The sequence below is a fragment of the Croceibacterium xixiisoli genome, from assembly GCF_009827305.1.
Classification (GTDB): Bacteria; Pseudomonadota; Alphaproteobacteria; order Sphingomonadales; family Sphingomonadaceae; genus Croceibacterium_C; species Croceibacterium_C xixiisoli.
On sequence record NZ_WTYJ01000001.1, the window covers coordinates 727,532 to 746,649 of the forward strand.

The following is a 19,118-nucleotide window of genomic DNA, read 5'->3' on the forward strand; positions in this document are numbered from 1 at the left end:
GGGTACTGCGGCCGAAAGGCGAATTTGCGCTTTCCGGCCGTGGTGCCGTTCCCAACCTGAACGATTTGCTATAGGCAAGCTGCATGTCAGCTGCCGCCGCCGCCCGCCTCATCCTGATCCAGCTTCATGAAGTCATGGCTTCCCGGCTTCACGCTCAGGGGAAGCTCAATCAGGTCGTCGACATCATCGGCAACGCGCTCGATAGCGAAGTGTGCTCGATCTACCTGCTGCGCGAAGGGATGCTGGAACTCTTCGCCACGCGCGGCCTCAACCAGGCCGCCGTCCACGTCACCCGGCTGGGCGTGGGGGAAGGGCTGACCGGCACCATCGCCCAGAACATCGAAACGCTGAACCTGGCCGAAGCGGCCACCCACCCGGAATTCCAGTACCGCCCGGAAACCGGCGAAGAAAAATTCCACTCCTTTGCCGGCGTGCCGATCGTCCGGCGCGAACGCGCCATCGGCGTGCTGACGGTGCAGCACACCGATCCGCGCCGTTACGAGGAAATCGAGATCGAGGCGCTGCAGACGGTCGCCATGGTGCTGGCCGAACTGATCCACAACGCCGGTCTCGTCGATGGGGAAGCGGCCGGCGACGATGCTTCCACCCTCTCGGGCCAGGAACTGATGACCGGGCTGCAGCTGGTCAAGGGGCTGGGCCGGGGGCAGGCCGTGTTCCACCAGCCGCGCATCGTCATCGAACAGACCGTCGCCGAAGATACAGAGGCGGAACGCCAGCGGCTCTATCTCGCCTTCGACAAGATGCGCGAACAGATCGACCAGATGGCCAACCAGGCCGAATTCGGGGTCGAGGGTGAGCATGAACAGGTGCTCGAAACCTACAAGATGTTCGCTTACGATGAAGGCTGGAGCCGCCGCATCAATGAAGCGATCGATTCCGGCCTGACGGCGGAGGCGGCGATCGAGCGGGTGCAGCAGCGCACCCGCATGCGCATGCGCGAAATTCAGGATCCGCTGCTCGCGGACCGGATGCACGATCTGGAAGATCTCGCCAACCGGCTGCTGCGTATCGTCTCAGGCCAGCTCGGCACGGCGGCCAGTTCCGGCCTGCGTGGTGACAGCATCCTGATCGCCAAGAATCTCGGGCCCGCCGAACTGCTCGAATATGACAAGCGCCGGCTGAAGGGCGTCGTGCTCGAAGAAGGCTCGCTCACCGCCCATGTGGTGATCGTGGCGCGGGCGATGGGCATTCCGGTGCTCGGCCGGGTGCGCAATGCGCGCGGTATGATCCGGGATGGCGATGAATTGCTGCTCGATGGCGATATCGGCCAGCTGGCGATCCGCCCCAACCAGGCCGTGCTCGATGCCTTCGATGCCCGCTATGCCCGCAACCGGGAAAAACAGGCCGTCTATGCGCGGATGCGCGATGTCGAACCCTTTACCAGCGACGGCACGCGGATAGAGGTGATGATCAACGCGGGCCTGCGCGACGATATCCCGATGCTCAGCCTCAGCGGCGCGGACGGGATCGGCCTGTTCCGCACCGAATTCCAGTTCCTCGTGTCCGCCGCCCTGCCGCAGCGGGATCGGCAGGCGCGGCTCTATCGCGATGTGCTGGAAGCGGCGGGGGACAAGCCGGTCATCTTCCGCACGGTCGATATCGGCGGTGACAAGTCGCTGCCCTATCTGCGCGTGGAAACCGGGCGGGAAGATGAAAATCCTGCCATGGGCTGGCGCGCGCTGCGGCTCGCGCTCGAACGCGAAGGCCTGCTCAAGGTGCAGGCGCGCGCTCTGCTGGAAGCTGCGGCCGGGCGCACGCTCAACGTCATGTTCCCGCTCGTCTCCGAACCCTGGGAATTCTACCAGGCGCGCGCCGTCTTCGAACGGCAGCTCGCCTTCCTTCATGGCCAGAAACGCAAGCTGCCCGAAGCGATCCATTACGGTGTCATGCTCGAAGTGCCCGCACTGGCCGAAATGCTCGATCAGCTGCTGCCGGAACTGTCCTTCATTTCCATCGGCACCAATGATCTGACGCAGTTCCTGTTCGCGGCCGATCGCGCCAATCCCAAGCTGGCCGAACGCTATGACTGGGTCAGTCCCTCGATCCTGCGCTTTCTGGCCCGTGTGGTTGCCACCACCGCCGGCCATGATGTAAAGCTGGGCGTCTGCGGGGAAATGGGCGGCCGCCGACTGGAAGCGCTGGCCCTGCTCGGGCTCGGGTTCCGGCGCCTGTCGATCACCCCGGCGGCGGTCGGGCCGATCAAGGAACTGGTCAGCCGGATCAATCTGGCCGAACTCCAGCGGGATATGGCCGGCTGGATCGCCTCGCCCCCTGTGGACATGCGCAGCACGCTGCGCGCATGGGCCGAACAGCGCGGCATGGAAGTGGAATGACGCATCGCAGCGTGAAAGCGCCTTGACTTGGGCCCCTGGCCCATTGTGTTAGGCATAATTGTTGGGTCGCAAAGGGGCCGGCGCGGGCTGGGTAGAGAATGTCGGATCACACGCAAGACAATGAACCGGCCGGTACCGCAGGGATCGGCGCCAGGCTGAAGGCCGCGCGGGAGGCGCAGGGCCTCAGCATGCAGCAGCTGGCCGAAGAAACGCGCATTCCCCAGCGCCATCTCGAAGCGATGGAGGATGATCGCTTCATCGCCCTGCCGGGCCGCACCTATGCGCTCGGTTTTGCCCGCACCTATGCCAAGCTGGTCGAACTCGACCCGGAACAGGTCGCGGAAGAAGTCCGCATCCAGCTCAACCGCAACGCCCCGCCCGAACCGGTGCGGTCCCCCGCCTTCGAACCCGGCGATCCCACCCGCGTGCCTTCGCGCGGATTGCTCTGGCTGGTCGTTCTGGCCGTGGTGGTTGCGTTGGGCCTCGCCATTGCCTTCCTGCCCAGCCTCTTCGCTCCGGCCGGCGAATTGCCCAGCCTGCTCGCCGATCAGGAACAGACCGAAACCGCAACCCCCGCCGCCGGCGCCACTCCGGCGGCTGCGGCAACGGCTGCGCCGACCGGGCCGGTGGTCTTCACCGCGCTTGAGGCTGATGTCTGGGTCAAATTCTATGACGGGCAGGGCACGCAGCTGATGCAGAAACAGATGGCCAAGGGGGAAACCTATACGGTGCCCGCCGATGCCCAGGGCCCGCAGCTGTGGACCGGCCGGCCCGATGCGCTTTCCATCACCGTGGGCGGGCGCGCTGTGCCCAAGCTGTCGGATACGCAGCGGATCATGCGCGACATTCCCATCACGCCGCAGGCGCTGCTGGCGCGGGGGCAGGCAACGCCTGCGCCTGTCTCCACACAATCTCCACAATAGGATGTAAAATTACCGCAAGAGAGTGCTCGACAGCGGAATCCCATCTTGGCACAAGCCATTCCGGTCTGTTCAGCCGGGGTTCGCCTCTGCCGCGCCAGATTGGGGGGATGCCGTATCAGGGGGTACGGGGGATCGCTTCCAAGGGAGTTCGCATACAATGGTGACCAGGTACAATTTGGCAGTCAGAGCGCAGCAGCGGCCCTCGCGGTTTCGGCTGACCCTGACGGGGCTGGTCCTGGCCGGTTTCGGACTGGGGGCCGTGCTGCCGACGGCGGCGGCGGCGCAGGACGAAGCCCGTATTCGCAAGGTGGAAGCGGAAATCCGCGCGCTGCAGCGGGCTGTTTTTCCCAATGGCGACAATCGCTTCTTTACGCCTGAGGTGATCACGCCCAACGGCGCGCAGACCACGCAGCCGCAGATCGGCACCCCGTCGACCACCGCGATCAGCGATATTCTCGTCCGGTTGGATGCGCTCGAAACACAGGTCGCCCGTCTGACCGCGCTGAGCGAGGAAAACGACAACCAGCTCAATCAGATGCGCAACCAGATCGCCGCGCTGACCAATGCCCAGGCCAGCGTTCCGCCGGCTCTGAACCCGGCACCGAGCGGCGTGATCGCGCCGCCCGCCGGCACCCCGACACCCACACCGCGTCCGGCACCCACGCCCGCGCCCACTCCGGCCCCCGCCGCAGCGGCGCCCACGGCTGCGCGCCTCGCGGCGGTGCAGGCCATTGCCAAGCCGGCCACCGGCGATGCCGGCGATGATGAATACACCTATGGGTTCCGCCTGTGGGAAGCCAAGCTCTATCCCGAAGCGCAGCAGCAGCTGGCCCTGTTCACCGAACGCTACCCCAGCCATTCGCGGATCAGCTTCGGTCGCAATCTGCTCGGCCGCGCCTTCCTCGATGATGGCAAGCCGCGCGAAGCGGCTACACACTTCTTCAACAATTACCAGGCTGACAAGCAGGGCGCCCGCGCGGCGGACAGCCTGCTTTATCTGGCGTCGTCGATGATTTCGCTCAACGACACCAATCGCGCCTGCATCGCCCTGGCCGAATTCGGCGAAACCTACCCGTTGCTCGCCACCGGGCGCCTCAAGGCAGATTATGACGCCAACCGCGCCAGGGTCCGCTGCAGCTGACCGGGCTGACCGCACGCCGGACGATGCGTTCCGGCGTGCGCTCGCGGAATTGTGGCCCGAAGCCGGGCTGATCGGCCTCGCCGTATCGGGCGGGGCGGACAGTCTGGCGATGCTGCTGCTCGCCCACGCCACCATCCCCGGCCGCTTCGAAGTCGCCACCGTCGATCACCGCCTGCGCCCGGCCGGCGCCGATGAATGCGCCTTCGTCGCGCAGCTGTGCGCAGCGCGCGGTATCTCCTGCGCCATCCTGCCCATCTCCGTGCCCGCTGATGGCAATGTCATGGCCGCCGCCCGCACCGCGCGCTACGCCGCGCTCGCCCATTGGGCCCAAGCGCGCGGCCTCGGCGCCATCGCCACCGCCCATCACATCGACGATCAGGCAGAAACCCTATTGATGCGCCTGTCCCACGCCAGCGGCGTCGCTGGCCTGGCCGGAATTCGCCGGCGCGGCGTGGTGCCGGGCAGCGATCTGCCGCTGCTGCGCCCCTTGCTGACCCTGCGCCGCGCCGATTGCGAAGACGTCGTGGCGCGGGCGGGGATCGATCCGGTGCAGGATCCCAGCAATGACAATCCCGCCTACAGCCGGGTCCGCATCCGCCAGGCGCTGCGCACGCTCGATGGCCTTGATGCCGTCAGCCTTGCCGCCTCGGCCACGAACCTAGCCGATGCGGAGGATGTACTGGCCTGGGCGACGGATCGCGAATGGGCCGAGCGGGTCACGATCGAAGCGGGAATCTTGCGCTATCGCCCCGGCGCGCCGCGGGCCGTCATGCTGCGAGTGCTGGACCGTGCCGTGCGGCAGCAGGGCGCGCTCGCGCGGTGGCAGGGCGCGCCCGCGCGGGGGCAGGGCGTGGCGCGCGTGCTCGATCGGCTGCTGCGGGGGGAGGATGCCAATATCGCCGGTGTCCTGATCCGCATCGTCGGTCAGGACTGGCTGTTTGCTCCGGAACCGCCCCGCAAATCTGGATCAGCTGGCGAGTGATCCACCCACGCCGGTCGTCTGGCCGCGCGTGATGATCACCTTGTCGCCCTTCTTGGCAATCGCGAACAGGCGGGACACGAACTCGTTCGGCGTCCCGATGCACCCATGGCTGGCAAAGCCCCGCTCCACCTCGGAACCGCCATGGATCGCAATCCCGTCCCAGGTCAGGCGCAGCGTCCAGGGCATCGGCGCATCGCCGTATTTCTCTGAAACATTGTGCCTTTCCTTGCTCAGGATCGGAAACACGCCCAGCGGCGTCGGGTGATTGTCGGTGCCCAGCATCACTGCCGTCGCCCCGATTTCATAACCGCCCCGGAACACCGACAACACCCGCGCATCCAGATCGACCGTCATCACCAGCGGCCCATCGGGCACGCCTTCGTCGTCCCAATGCCATTCGCCATATTTTATCGGCCCGGTAATCGGCAGCACGCGTTTGATAACAAACGGATCGTCCGTCGTGGGGGAGGGGGAGGGCGTCGCCTCGGCCGTCGCACCCGCCGGCGCTCCCGGCGCGTCAACGCTGGCCAGCTCCACCGGCGCCGGCTCGCTCGGCCGCATGGCCTTGCCCGCCATCACGCCCACCAGCAACAGCGCCAGAATACCCAGCGTGGCCCCGCCAATCCATTTCGTCATCGGTGTCATGCTTCAACCATGCCGCAATAATGGTGAATATCCAGCATAGCCCACCCCCTGTCCCGTGGCGAGACGGACAGGGCGCAGGCGCCAGAATGCTCAACCATGGGCGCCAAATTGATTGGCGATGGCCGTGGTGATCCGGCGCGACAGCGTATAGGCGCGCTCGATCGGTTCGATGAAATCGCGCCGGATCGCTTGGTACCCGTCATCACTTCCGTCCGGATAATCAGCGGCTTCGGTCAGATCGAAATCGCCGATCTGGGGGAAGCTGGTGGGGAAGGCGCGGCGCAATTCGGCCAGCGCTTCCTCCACGCGCAGGGTGAACACCATTTCAAGCACATCATCGCGGCTGATATCGTTGACCCGGCTGAACATGGGAATCGATACCGCCCGCAGGAACATGTGCTGGAACAGCGTCAGCCGCAGAGCCTGACACACGCCGATCGCCCGGCGAACAGCCTCCCGGTTCCGCATCGGCGATTCGTCGGGCAGCAGTTCCAGCAGCCGGTGCAGCTTCAGCGCATCCACTCGCAACCGGGACGCGAGCCGGCGGAACACGCCGATCCGGTCGTCCTTCACCAGATATTCGGCCAGCGCCTCACACGCTTCGCTCAGATGGTCTTCCATCCCGCGATAGGGGCGGCTGGCCCAATAAGCGGAATTGAACAATTCGCCGAAGGCGGCGACGGTCTTGATGCTGGCCAGCGCATTGGCAGACCGGACCAGCCGGATCAGCTGCCGGCCGCGCTCGCTGCCGCGCAGCAGCTGGGCGAGCTCGTCATAATTGCCATCTGCCGCCGTGCCGATCCCGGCGATCACATTCACGGGATAGCCAAGCTGCTGCAACACGGCATTGTGCGGGATCGCGCGGATCTGCCGCAGGCTCATCTCCCGGTCGGCATTGATGTCGGACTGCCTGCGTGACACGCGGCTGCCGGTGGAATTCAGTAGCCCCAGCCCGAAGGCGGTGACCGCCCGGCTATAGGTGCGGCTTTCCAGATGCTGATGCTGGTGATCACGCACCGCGCGATAGAAATCCAGGCTCAGATCGGTCCGGCGATAGAACTGGTCAGCCGGGGCCTGCGGATCGGTTTCCGCCGGGCGCGCCTCGGCGATGCGGGTCAGCGTGGCCAGCGCCAGTTCGGGCGTGGCAAAATACAGATAGCCGTCACCACCCTGGAAACTGACCTCTGGCTCCAGCCGGATGCCCGCGCGCACGAACCGCCGCCGCGCCCAGGGGCTCAGCGGCCAGGCCAGTCGGTCGGCGAAACTGCCGGGATGGGCCCCACGGCCCATGCTTTCGCCATGGGTGTCAAAAATCAGCGCGGCGACATCGCTCAGCCCATTGGTTTCCATTGCCTGGGCGAGCCGCCCCTGCAGCCGCTCGATCGCCAGGCTGGCGGGCACCTGCCCCACGAAGCGCCCGGCATCGGAAAATCCGGTCTGCACCGAAACCCGCCCGCGCACACGGGCATAGGCGCGGTATTCCTCTTCCTCCAGCAAGGCGTCGAGGAAGCGGCCACCATGTTCCAGCGCGGTCTCGGTCTCGAACAGCGGAGAGACATCGACCTTGTCGGCCACGCCGAACAGCTTGGCGAAATAGAGCGCCGCCAGCACGGTGGCCGGTTCTTCGCATTCGGCCACCAGCATGCGGATTGGCGCATCGGCATCGATATGCGACAGAATCTGCGCCATCGCCACGAACTGGCGGATGGCGGTGCTGCTTTCGATCGCCAGGCTGGCGAAATTCACCCGCAGCGGCGTCACCTCGGCAATGGCATTGCGCAGGTGCACGATCGCGCCCTTGCTGGCCAGGTCCAGCGATCCTTCCGGGTCGAGCCGGCGGCGCACGGCATTGTGCAACTGCTTGGCATTCACGCGGAAATGGATCCAGCCCATGCCCAGGCCATCGGCGCGCATGGCTGCCGCGAGCGTCTTCAACGCCACCGCGCGCGGTCGCTGCGATGTCGCAGCCTCCGCCTCCAGCGCGTCGATATAGCGGGCGAGCGACAGCAGCTTGCGCGGATCGCGCGCGGTCAGGCGATTGGCGGCCACCGACAGCGCCGCCGGGTCGGAAAGATCGGCGGAAAAATCCTCCGCCCGTTCCTGGGCATAGCTGGCCGCATGCTGCAGTTCGGACAGCAGCGGGTGCTTGCCGTCGATCCTGCCCAGCGCCTCAGCATAACGGGCCAGGCGCTGCGCCTTTTCCGCCAGCCGGAAACCGATCGAGACATGCCAGCGGATATCGGTCCGCCCGTCCATGTCATAGCCGACCCAACTGGCGAAGCGGAACGGCAGGGGCTGCAGGCGCAGCCAGTCCGCCGGCCATTCTCGCGCCGCATGGCTCAGCAATCCGGATACGATCCGGTCGCGGGCATCCTGCGCATTGGCGATGGCGGCCATGGCCTGCTGATGTTCGTAATCCAGTGTGATCGCTGGCCTGGCGCCAGCTGTCGCGCTCGCCGGATCGATCGCGATCTCGCCATCGCTGGCGGCCGCATGCGCAACCGCATCGGTTTCCGCCGGGCTGAGCAGGAAGGTCGGGTGGGCGGTGAACACGGCATGCAGCTGCGGGCGTTCCCAGCGCATGCGAAAGGCAGCAAAATCCGCCTCTTCGAACAATTCCGCCAGCGCCGCATCATTGGCGGCGGGGGCCACCGGGGCGGTCATGCTGCGCAGCCGGTCGGCGCGATGCTGCAGCGCTTCGCCTTCCAGCTGCGCGATCATCGCCTCGCAATCGTCCAGCGTCAGATCGCCGCGTTCCAGCAGCCGCGACAGTTCCAGCGACAGCTGGAACACCGGGTTGAAAATCGGGGTCTGCGCCGTGTCGGCATGCAGGGCCTGCAATCGGCCCAGCAGGTCGGCAACGGTCTTCATGCCGGGGCTTTCACGCTGGCGGCCGCGCGGGCCAGGCCTTCGATTTCCTCCGGCGATGCCCCTTTGGGCGCCACCCAGCTGCCGCCGACACACAGGACGGGATCGATCGCCAGCCAGTCGGGTGCGCTTTCTGCCGTAATACCGCCGGTGGGGCAGAACAGGCATTGGCCGAACGGACCGGCCAGCGCCTTCAGTGCCGGAATGCCGCCTGCCGCCACGGCCGGGAAGAACTTGAAATGGTTCAGCCCCAGCTCGATTCCGCGCATTATGTCGCCCGCGCTCGACACGCCGGGCAGGAACGGCACCTTGGCCTCGATTGCCGCGCGACCGAGCGTTTCGGTCAGGCCGGGGGACACGATGAACTCGCTGCCTGCCGCCAGCGCCGCGTCCAGATCATGCGGGCCGTTCACCGTGCCCGCGCCGACAATGGCACCAGGAACCTGCTTCATCGCCCGGATCACATCCAGCGCCACCGGCGTGCGCAGCGTCACTTCCAGCACCGGTAACCCGCCGGCCACCAGCGCCTGGGCCAGCGGCACGGCCTGATCCAGATCGTCGATCACCAGCACGGGGATCACCGGGGCGGTGCGCATTATCCGTTCGATGGTCATGTCTGCGGTTCTCCGGAATGATCGAGGGCGAAGGCGGCAACAGCGCCGAACAGGCCGGGCTGGGGGTGGATGATCAGCTTGACGGGAATGCCCGCCATCATCTGCTGATACCGTCCCTTGAATCGAAATCGTTCGCCAAAGCCCGAACGCGGCAGCCATTCGCGCAGCCTCAGGCCAATTCCGCCGGCCAGCACCACGGCATTGGCGCCATGGGCCAGGGCGTAATCGCCGGCCACGCTGCCCAGCGACATGCAGAAGCGCTCCACAGCTGCCGTGGCCAGGCTGTCTTCGCGCGCCAGGCCGCGTTCCCAGATCGCCCGGTCCTCCACCGGTGTGTCGATCGGCCGTTTTTCCAGCGCGGAGAGCGCGCAATAGATTTCGACGATGCCCGGCCCGGAATTGACCCGTTCGGTCGAAACCCGCCGGTGCTGCTGCCGCAGCCGCGCCAGGATCGCATCATCGACAGCATCGAGCGGGGCGAAATCCAGATGCCCGCCCTCGGTTGCCTGCACGCGATAACCACCGGGAAAACGATGGAAATGCGCCACGCCCAGCCCGGTGCCGGGGCCAACCACGCTGGTCGTGCCCAGTGTCGGCAGCGGCCCCTGCGGCCCGGTGATATGTATCAGTTGATCCTCGGGCGCGCGGGCCACGGCATGGGCCACGGCGGCAAAATCATTCAGCACGCAGACCGCATCCAGCCCCAGCTGTTCGTCCAGCGCGCCGGTGTGCAGCACCCAGCTGTTGTTGGTCATGCGCACGGTTTCGCCATTGACCGGCCCGGCAATCGCGATGGCCGCGCGGCGCGGCACGCTGCAGCCGCACCGCCGTTCGAATTCCTCCCATGCGGTCTGCAGGCTGGCGAAATCCGATGTCTTCAGCGTGATCGGCTCTGCCAGCGAAATCGCGCCATCATCGGCGATCTCTGCCAGGGCGAAGCGGGCATGGGTTCCGCCGATATCGACCGCGACCAGGGACGTGCTCATGTCTTCGATGCTCCGCTCACAGTCCGGCCATCGCCAGCATCGCCGATCCGCCCTTTTCCGCCTCATCTGCGCAGAGCCGGAACATGGCGAACAATTCGCGCCCCGTGCCCATCTGCGGCTTGGGCGGGCTCGCAGCCTCGCGGGCGGCAAGATCGGCCGTCGTGGTCAGCACGCCGTCCTCGGCCGACAGCCGCACCATGTCGCCGTCGCGCAGCAGCGCCAGCGGCCCGCCGCCCAGCGCCTCGGGGCTGCAATGGATTGCGGCCGGCACCTTGCCGCTGGCGCCCGACATGCGGCCATCGGTCACCAGCGCGACGCGATATCCGCGATCCTGCAGCACGCCGAGCGGCGGCGTCAGCTTGTGCAGTTCGGGCATGCCATTGGCGCGCGGCCCTTGGAACCGCACCACCACCACCACGTCCCGGTCCAGTTCGCCGGCGGCAAAGGCCTCGATCACGCCCGTCTGCGTATCGAACACGCGGCAGGGCGCCTCAATGGTCCAGCGGACGGGATCGACCGCGCTGGTCTTGAAACAGGCGCGGCCCAGATTGCCTTCCACCAATGTCATGCCACCATCGGCCATGAAGGGATCGGCCGGCGTGCGCAGCATCTGCGCATCGCCCGACGGACCAGGATCGCGCCAGGCCAGCTGGTCGCTGTCGAGCCAGGGCTCTTCGGCATAGGCACGCAGGCTGTCGCCACCCACGGTCATGATGTCCTCATGCGCCAGCCCGGCATCCAGCAGTTCGCGGATCACGAAACCCATGCCGCCCGCCGTGTGGAAATTGTTCACATCGCCCGATCCATTGGGATAGACGCGGCAGAGCAGGGGCACGACCGCGCTCAGTTCGGCCAGATCGGTCCAGTCGATCTGCACCCCGGCGGCACGGGCGAAGGCCGGGATATGGATCGCGTGATTGGTCGATCCACCCGTCGCCAGCAGGCCGATGGCGGCATTCACCACCGCCTTTTCATCCACGCAGGCGGACAGCGGGCGATAATCCGCCCCGTCGCGGGTAATCGCGGCCAGCCGGTGAACCGCAGCCCGCGTCAGCGCTGTGCGCAGCGGCGTGCCCGGCTGCACAAAGGCGGCGCCCGGCAAATGCAGCCCCATCATTTCCATCATCATCTGATTGGAATTGGCCGTGCCGTAGAAGGTGCAGGTGCCGGCCGAATGATAGCTTTTGGCTTCGCTTTCCAGCAGCTCGGCACGGGTCGCCTTGCCTTCGGCATAAAGCTGACGGACCTTCTGCTTTTCCTTGTTGGCGATGCCGCTGGGCATCGGGCCGCTGGGAATGAAGATCGCCGGCAACCAGCCGAAACGCAGCCCCCCCATCAGCAGGCCGGGCACGATCTTGTCGCAGATGCCCAGCATGGCCACGCTGTCATACATCGCATGGCTTAGCCCCACGGCGGCGGCCTGAGCGATCACATCGCGCGAAAACAAGGACAGCTCCATGCCGTCCATGCCCTGGGTCACCCCATCGCACATCGCCGGGGTCGCGCCGGCAACCTGCGCCGTGGCGCCCACTTCGCGAGCCCATATTTTCATCTGCGGCGGGTAGGCGCCATAGGGCTGATGCGCGGAAATCGTGTCGTTATAGGCGCTGATGATGCCGATATTCGGCCCGCGTTCGGCGGCAATACTGGCCTTGTCCTCCCCCGCAGCGGCAAAACCATGCGCCAGGTTGGAACAGGGCAGCACGGTGTTGCGATCGCTGTGCCTGTCGGCCTCCACCGCCATCAGTTCCAGATAGGCGGAACGCGATGCGCGCGACTTTTCGATGATCCGGTCGGTCACCCGGTCGATAACAGGATGCAGCGTCATGAACGCTCATCCAGGCTGCGGTAACTACTCATGCCAGCTCACTCCGCCCCGTTCAGCCAGGGCAATCGCCGCGCTGGGCCCCCAGCTGCCGGCGCTATAGGTTTTCGGGGCCATCCCGTCCTTGTGCCATTCCTCGCGAATGCCATCGATCCAGGCCCATTGCGCTTCCACCTCGTCCCGGCGAACGAACAGCGTCTGATCGCCCTCGATCAGATCCAGCAGCAGCCGCTCATAGGCGATCCGCCGCACCTTGCCCGAAAAGGCATCGGGCATGGCGATGTCCAGCGGCACCTGCCGCAGGCTCATCCCCTGCCGGTCCAGCCCCGGCACCTTGCTCATCAGTGACAGGGTGATGTTTTCTTCCGGCTGGATGCCGATCACCAGGCGATTGGGTTTGGCCTTCGTGCCGTTGAAGATGGAATGCGGCACCGGGCGAAACTGCACCACGATTTCCGTCACCCGCTGGGGCAGGCGCTTGCCCGTGCGCAGATAGAACGGCACGCCCTTCCAGCGCCAGTTGTCGACATGGGCTTTGAGCGCAACGAAGGTTTCGGTGTTGCTGTCTCGGCCCAGTTCCTCGTCATAACCAGGCACGATCGTGCCGCTGACGGCGCCCGCGCGATATTGCCCGGTCACGCTTTCGCCCGATTCCATCCGGCGCAGGGCGCGCAGCACCTTCACCTTTTCATCGCGCACGGCATCGGCGGAAAAGCTGCTCGGCGGCTCCATCGCCACCAGCGCCAGCAATTGCAGCATGTGGTTCTGCACCATGTCGCGCAGCGCCCCGGCGCCGTCATAGAAATCGACGCGGCTTTCCAGCCCTACGGTTTCGGCAACGGTGATCTGGACGTGGTCGATATATTGGGCGTTCCACAGCGGTTCGAACAGCAGATTGGCAAAACGCAGTGCCAGCAGGTTCTGTACGGTTTCCTTGCCCAGATAGTGATCGATCCGGAAAATACAGCCTTCGGGGAAGGCGGCCGCGACCGCATCATTGATTTCACGGCTGGATGCCAGATCATGCCCCAGCGGCTTTTCCAGGCTGATGCGCGTGCCATTGTTGGCGAGGCCTGCCTGCATCAATCCCTTGATCGTCGGGCGGAACAGATCGGGCGCGGTCGACAGGAAGATTGCCAGGCGCTCCGCAGGCAGGCCCACCTTTTCCGCCAGCGGGCCGAAAGCCGCCAGATCGTTTACATCGACATGCTGATAGCTCAGCCGATTGAGGAAATCGGCCATCCGCCCGCGCCGTTCGGCGGGCATGAATTTTTCCAGCGAGGCGCGGGCGAAATTGCGATATTCGCCATCGCTCATATCCGATCGCGCGGCGCCGATGATACGCAGCTCCGGATCGATCAGCCCGTCTGTATGCAGGGCGCACAGCGATGGCAGGAGCATGCGCTGGGCCAGATCGCCCGTGGCACCGAAAAGGAGCAGTCTGTCCGCCCGGAAGCTCATGCTTTGCCCGTGACCTTATTGTTTTTTGACGCAGCCCCATGCTGCACTGCAAAAGGGCCAGCCGCAAGGGTCGGCCCCGATTTGCGCCGTCTTTCTGTCAGTTCCGCGCCGTCACCAGCACCTCTTTCGCCTGGAAATGGGCATAGCCGAAGGTGGTCATGAAACTGACGTCGGCGGCATCGCGGCCGACGCCGATCTTCACCGTTGTCGCCGGATCGGCCATGCGCGTGGCATCGATGATATGCCACACGCCGCCGCCGGGAATTTCCGGATCGGCCAGGAACACCTCTGCCACGGCGTGGAAATCGGGCGGGTTCACGCCCGGATCGTAAACGCTGAGGTAGCGCGCCGGGATCGCGGCGGCACGCGCCAGGGTGATCATCACATGGGTAAAATCGCGACAGATGCCGCGCCGTTCCACGAAACTGTCCAGTGCGGTGGTCTGCGGCGTGCTGCTGCCCGGTTCATAGGTGAAGCGCTGGTTGATCCAATCCTGCATCGCCAGCACCAGTTGCCCGCCGCTCAACTGCCCGAATTCTGCATTCACGAAAGGCTGGAACTGGCTGGCCGGGCAATATCGGGAATCGAACAGATACTGCACCGCCTCGCCAGGCAGCTCATGCGGCTCCAGCCGGTTCAACGTGGCCAGATCGTCCAGCCGGCGGCGCACTTCCACCGATGCGCGATATTCGATGTCGAACCGGCCGTCGGCATGCAGCCAGATGCGTTCGCCGATGTCGTCCTGCGCCGGAATGCGGGCGATGTGATCCGCTTCCCCGATCGAACAATGGCTCTCGATGATGTGCTGTTCGGGAATGGCGGCGGCTTCGAACTGCAGCAGCACATCGCTCGGCTGGTCCAGGGTGAAGGAAAAACTTGCGGTGATATCGGTCGTCATCGTCGTTTCACTGCCCATGCGTCTGCCCTGTCCGTCTGCGCAAACCGCCCATGATTCGTCAGGTTCCTGATATATGGGCAACGATGTTACGGCGATGGGGCGAACGGCGGTGTTCCGCCAGATAAATGCCCTGCCAGGTGCCCAGTTGCAGCCGCCCGCCGGCATACGGAATGGTCAGGCTGTTGCCGGTCAGCATGGTGCGGATATGCGCGGGCATATCGTCGGGGCCTTCGTCATCATGTTCGTAACCCGGCCCTTCCGGGGCGATCCGGTCCAGCCAGCGCAGCAGATCGCGCTGCACGGCGGGCGCTGCGTTTTCATTGATCAGCAGGCTGGCGCTGGTGTGCTGGCAGAACAGCGTCAGCAATCCCGTATCCGCGCCGCTGTCCGCCAGCCACCCGGCGATGTCGGGGGTGATCTCATGCAGTCCGCGCCCCGGCGTGGCGAAGCGCATGATGGTCTGGCTCTGGAGCATGGCGGGTCCTCTGGCTGCTGCCGGCGTGGCAGTTTTGCCGCTGTAACGTGGCGTAACCCCGGCTGTTACCGTAAAATGACTTACGCGGCTTGGGCCACCGTCTCTATCTGCTATGCCCATGGTTCCTGCCAAGCGATGCCGCGCCGCCCGGCGCTGCATCGATCATCTTCGGAAGTGAGTCTGATGTCTTCTCATTCGCCCTCCCGCGCTATCCCAGGGCGCACGGGCGATGCGCCGCGTTTCACCGGCCTGCGCAATGCGGGCCGATGGGCGCGGCGCACCTCTTTTCTCGTGCATCGCTGGCTGGGCGTGGCTCTGGCGCTGCTGATGGCGCTGTGGACGCTCAGCGGCATCGTCATGATGTACGTCTCCTTCCCCGAAACCACGCGGGAAGAACGGCTGGCCGGGCTTGCCCCCCTTGATCTGACCGCCTGTTGCGACAAGGCCTATCTCCCCGGCGGGGTCCCCATCACCGCCGCGCAGGTGGAAATGGTCGCTGGCGAACCCATGCTGCGCTGGCAGGGGCCGGCGGGGCCGGGCATCGCCAGCCTGGCCAATGTCGCTCTGCCGGATATCGGCCCCGAACAGGCTGCCACCGTGGCGCGCGATCATGTGCAGCGCGCCTTCGGGCTGGATGCGCAACCGGTGGTCGAACAGATCACTCGCGATCAGTGGACCGTCTATGGCCGGTTCCGCCAATATGGCCCGCTCTACAAGGCCAGCTTTGCCGATGATCGCGGGACGCAGCTCTATATCGCCAGCGGTACGGGCGAGGTGGTGCAGGATACCAGTGCGCACGAACGGTTCTGGAACTGGCTCGGCGCGGTGCCGCACTGGCTCTATTTCACCGCGCTCCGCGAAAATCAGCCCTTGTGGTCCAATCTGGTCACCTATGCCTCGCTGCTGGGCCTGTTTCTGACCGTGACCGGCATCTATGTCGGCATCCGCCAATATGGCCGGGGCAAGCGGCTTTCTCCCTATCGTGGGATGGCGCTGTGGCATCACTGGACCGGGCTGATCTTCGGCATCGTCACCCTGACCTGGGTGTTCAGCGGGCTTGTCTCGATGCAGCCCTGGGGCACGTTCGAGAGCGAAGGGCCGGGCCAGGCGATCGAACGGCTGGAAGGGCGCCCTCTGGCCGAAGCCGACATCACCACGCTGTTCACCGCGCTCAGGGCCCGTCCGCAGCCCGGTGTCGTCTCGGCAGAGGTGGTGATGCAGGCCGGGCAACCGGTGGCGATCCTGTCTGCTGCCGATGGATCGATGCGGCGCGCCACGCTGCCCGATCTGACCGCTGCGCCGCTCTCCGCCGCCGATCTGCGCGCCCGCGCCGCCTCCGCCCGGCCGGATGTACCGCTCGCCTCGGCAGAGATGATCACCCGCGCCGATGCCTATTATTACGGCCATCACACCGATGTCGTGCTGCCGGCCTATCGGGCGATCTACGCTGACGAGGGGCAGACCCGGCTCTATTTCGACCCCCGTAGCGGGGAAGTGGTGAGCTTCAGCGATTCCACCAGCCGGCTGTACCGCTGGCTGCACTATGGCCTCCACCGGCTCGATTTCGCGGTGCTGCGCGAACGCCCGCTGTGGGATGCGGTGATGCTGCCGCTGCTCGCGGGCGTCTCCGCGCTGTGCCTGCTGGGCGTGTGGATGGGCGTGCGGCGATTGCGGATCAAGGCACGCGGGAAGCGGTGACGGCTTTTCATTTTCCTTGCCGCAGTCCATGCTCCGCATCGGGAACAGGGATGATGGGGCAAAATCATCATGAAGATCTGGAAATACATGATGCCGGCCTTGATGCTGGCTGGTCCGGCGGCAGCGCAGGAAACCGGGACTGAGGCTTCATTCGCATCCTTGAGTCGGGAAGATATTGAGCTGAAGGTCCGGGACTATTTGTTCGCAAGTCAGATCGATCACTGCGTGCATGGCGTATCGCTTGGTCAGGAATTGCGCCGCCGGCTGCCTAATGAACCGCGATCTCAGGCGATGGTTGATTATGCCGACCTGAATTGCGCCGCGCAAAAAGGTGACTTCCAGACCGCCTACCGCGGATTGGTGGCTCTTGAGGGGCGGGGGTTCAAACTCACCGATGCGTTCGGTCTGTATCTTGCCGAAAGAACAAAGGACATCAGCGGCTCGTTGACCCGGCTGAGAAGGTTCCTTTTGTCGACCGTGAAGTTCCCGCAGTTGTCTCGGGAATTCCCGACGGCTTATGCGGCCATTCGCATGCTTTTGGAGGCCAATGAGGCTGAACAGTTGGGGGCGCTAGCGCTCAACATCATGCAGGACGCAGAATTCACGCAACTTGATAAGGGAATGCGGTCCGACCTGGCCTTGCTGGCAATAGATCAAGCGGTCAGGGCGGATCATGCGGTGGCTTCCGATCTGCTGACGGAAATTGGTTCGCCGGCCGCATTGCGCAGACTGCTGCTGCTTCGTCAGTATCAGCCTGTTTGGCCTGCGGTAGAACAGAAGGTGGGACCGCATTTCTCCATCGCTGACGAGCAATACCTGTCACAGATGCGTCTGGCGTACGAAAAAGACAGCGACAATTCTGCAAGGATGAGAGCGTATGTAGCCGCCTTGTGGGAGGTGGGAAAAACCGCTGATGTCGTGTCATTCGTGGAACAAGCTGCGCCTGTTGGCGATGATTTCAGTGAAATTGGGGAGGATATGGCATGGATTATCAACATCTACGCCTTTTCTCTTGATGCACATGAGCGTGTTGCAGAGGCCGACATCCTGTTTGACCGGTTGGCTGGAATCGAGAACAAATACTGGCAGGTCAATTTCGTGGTCAATCGCGCCGCGCGGCTGACCGATCAGGGCCGCTGGCAGGAGGCTCTCGCAGCGCAGCCTGCGGCCAGCGCAGTCGCGACTGCATCAGGTACGGACTATTCTCGTGCAATTGCAGCCCAAGTTCAGCTTTGTTCGCTCAGCAAGCTTGGTCGAAGCCAGGAGGCTGCCGCGTTGCTGCCAAGTTTGCGACAACTGGGCACTGACGCGGCCTGGCCTGTTGCAGAAGCGCTGATGTGTATGGATCGTGATGAGGAGGCCGCCGCACTTGTAGCATCGACAGTGGCAGATCCGGTCTATGGTGAAGACTTTGCTTTGGAACTACTGTCGGACACACCCGATGCACTCGGCGAATCCGCAGCTTTGCCGAGTTTGAAAGAACTGATCGAAAACTATCCGTCAGTGCGTGATGCCCTGCTGAAACGCGCGCGCCTGTTTCCTGAGGAGTTCCAGCGCGTCGAAAGCTAGATCGCGTGCCGGCCTGGAGACAGGCGCGGCCCGCGATCCCTGCAATCTGCTCTGATCACTGCACGCGGCGGATGCGCACCGGCCGCTGATCGCGATAATCCATCAGGAAACTGCCGAGAGAGGCTCGGCGCAGGCTGATCTGCGACCCGTCGCGCGGCGGATCGTAGGTGAACGGCACGGCATCCTGAAACTGCCATTGCGCCCCATCGCTCAGCGTCAGGCGATAGATACCCTCGCTCATCTTTTCGGCGCGGGCGATCCGGCCGGAATAGCGGCCATCGCTGTCGGTCTGGTCATCGCCCGGACGCGGCGCGCGCGGGGCGGGCAGGGTTTCGGCCCCGAAACCGGTCGGTGCAGCAGCCGCCGCCACAGCGCGCGGCGGGGCTGGCTGGGGCGATGGTTGCGGCTGATTGCGTGCCGGCTCGGCATCGCGGCGGGAAATCAGCCGGTCGGTGGCGATGGTGTTGTCGTAACAGGCCGCGCGCGCCTCCAGCGCTTCGATCTTCGCGCATTCGCGCATGATCCGCACGGTGGCTTCGTAATCGGTCTGCTGCGCCTGTGCCGGCGCAGCGACGCCCATGGCCAGCAGCGTCGATGCCGCTGCAATGTGCCATTGCCTGGTCAGGTGTCTGGTCATGTCGATGGTCCCTTCCAATGTCCGGTGGCGGTGAGTGAAGGG

General features: G+C 65.0%; 15 protein-coding genes. 6 read left to right on the forward strand and 9 right to left on the reverse strand.

The features are described from left to right. Window positions 1-83 precede the first annotated feature (83 nt). From ptsP to tilS, 4 genes are all read left to right on the forward strand, one after another. A complete protein-coding gene (gene ptsP, locus GRI97_RS03505; RefSeq protein ID WP_161389727.1) occupies window positions 84-2,354 on the forward strand; it encodes a phosphoenolpyruvate--protein phosphotransferase in 2,271 nt (756 codons plus the stop codon). Between the two features lie 98 nt (window positions 2,355-2,452). Then, window positions 2,453-3,277, forward strand: coding sequence for a helix-turn-helix domain-containing protein (locus GRI97_RS03510; RefSeq protein ID WP_161389728.1), 825 nt, complete (start codon window positions 2,453-2,455; stop codon window positions 3,275-3,277). 157 nt (window positions 3,278-3,434) lie between these two features. Then, a complete protein-coding gene (locus tag GRI97_RS03515; RefSeq protein ID WP_235917591.1) occupies window positions 3,435-4,418 on the forward strand; it encodes a tetratricopeptide repeat protein in 984 nt (327 codons plus the stop codon). Then, the gene (gene tilS / locus GRI97_RS03520; protein WP_161389729.1) at window positions 4,384-5,400 is read left to right on the forward strand and encodes a tRNA lysidine(34) synthetase TilS; all 1,017 of its coding nucleotides are present in this window, start codon (window positions 4,384-4,386) and stop codon (window positions 5,398-5,400) included. The genes GRI97_RS03515 and tilS overlap by 35 nt, the downstream gene beginning before the upstream one ends. On the opposite strand, the gene GRI97_RS03525 is transcribed toward tilS, so the two are convergent. The 8 genes from GRI97_RS03525 to GRI97_RS03560 form a co-directional block, all read right to left on the reverse strand. After that, a complete protein-coding gene (locus GRI97_RS03525) occupies window positions 5,386-6,036 on the reverse strand; it encodes a L,D-transpeptidase family protein (protein WP_235917592.1) in 651 nt (216 codons plus the stop codon). The two genes, tilS and GRI97_RS03525, sit on opposite strands and share 15 nt — an antisense overlap. Window positions 6,037-6,135: 99 nt before the next feature. Continuing rightward, window positions 6,136-8,916, reverse strand: a complete 2,781-nt coding sequence (locus GRI97_RS03530) for a phosphoenolpyruvate carboxylase (protein ID WP_161389731.1) — start codon at window positions 8,914-8,916, stop codon at window positions 6,136-6,138. Continuing rightward, window positions 8,913-9,527, reverse strand: a complete 615-nt coding sequence (eda, locus tag GRI97_RS03535; protein WP_161389732.1) for a bifunctional 4-hydroxy-2-oxoglutarate aldolase/2-dehydro-3-deoxy-phosphogluconate aldolase — start codon at window positions 9,525-9,527, stop codon at window positions 8,913-8,915. Before eda ends, GRI97_RS03530 begins: the two co-directional genes overlap by 4 nt. Beyond that, window positions 9,524-10,513, reverse strand: a complete 990-nt coding sequence (glk, locus tag GRI97_RS03540; RefSeq protein WP_161389733.1) for a glucokinase — start codon at window positions 10,511-10,513, stop codon at window positions 9,524-9,526. The genes eda and glk overlap by 4 nt, the downstream gene beginning before the upstream one ends. Before the next feature lie 16 nt (window positions 10,514-10,529). After that, the gene (edd, locus tag GRI97_RS03545; protein WP_161389734.1) at window positions 10,530-12,341 is read right to left on the reverse strand and encodes a phosphogluconate dehydratase; all 1,812 of its coding nucleotides are present in this window, start codon (window positions 12,339-12,341) and stop codon (window positions 10,530-10,532) included. Window positions 12,342-12,365: 24 nt separating this feature from the next. Next, window positions 12,366-13,799, reverse strand: coding sequence for a glucose-6-phosphate dehydrogenase (gene zwf, locus GRI97_RS03550; RefSeq protein ID WP_161389735.1), 1,434 nt, complete (start codon window positions 13,797-13,799; stop codon window positions 12,366-12,368). Window positions 13,800-13,896: 97 nt separating this feature from the next. After that, window positions 13,897-14,715: a transglutaminase-like domain-containing protein gene (locus GRI97_RS03555; protein ID WP_328598490.1), complete on the reverse strand. Its 819-nt coding sequence runs from the start codon at window positions 14,713-14,715 to the stop codon at window positions 13,897-13,899. 40 nt (window positions 14,716-14,755) lie between these two features. After that, window positions 14,756-15,172, reverse strand: coding sequence for a secondary thiamine-phosphate synthase enzyme YjbQ (locus tag GRI97_RS03560; RefSeq protein WP_161389736.1), 417 nt, complete (start codon window positions 15,170-15,172; stop codon window positions 14,756-14,758). A gap of 183 nt (window positions 15,173-15,355) precedes the next feature. Here GRI97_RS03560 and GRI97_RS03565 point away from each other — a divergent pair, with 183 nt between their 5' ends. Continuing rightward, window positions 15,356-16,870 carry a PepSY domain-containing protein gene (locus GRI97_RS03565; RefSeq protein WP_161389737.1) on the forward strand — a complete coding sequence of 505 codons (1,515 nt, stop codon included), beginning with the start codon at window positions 15,356-15,358 and terminating at the stop codon, window positions 16,868-16,870. Between the two features lie 69 nt (window positions 16,871-16,939). Next, window positions 16,940-18,439 (forward strand): hypothetical protein, encoded by a 1,500-nt coding sequence (locus GRI97_RS03570; protein ID WP_161389738.1) that lies wholly within the window; start codon window positions 16,940-16,942, stop codon window positions 18,437-18,439. Window positions 18,440-18,494: 55 nt separating this feature from the next. Here the strand turns inward: GRI97_RS03570 and GRI97_RS03575 are convergent, their stop codons facing one another. Further along, the gene (locus GRI97_RS03575) at window positions 18,495-19,076 is read right to left on the reverse strand and encodes a hypothetical protein (protein WP_161389739.1); all 582 of its coding nucleotides are present in this window, start codon (window positions 19,074-19,076) and stop codon (window positions 18,495-18,497) included. Window positions 19,077-19,118 lie beyond the last annotated feature (42 nt).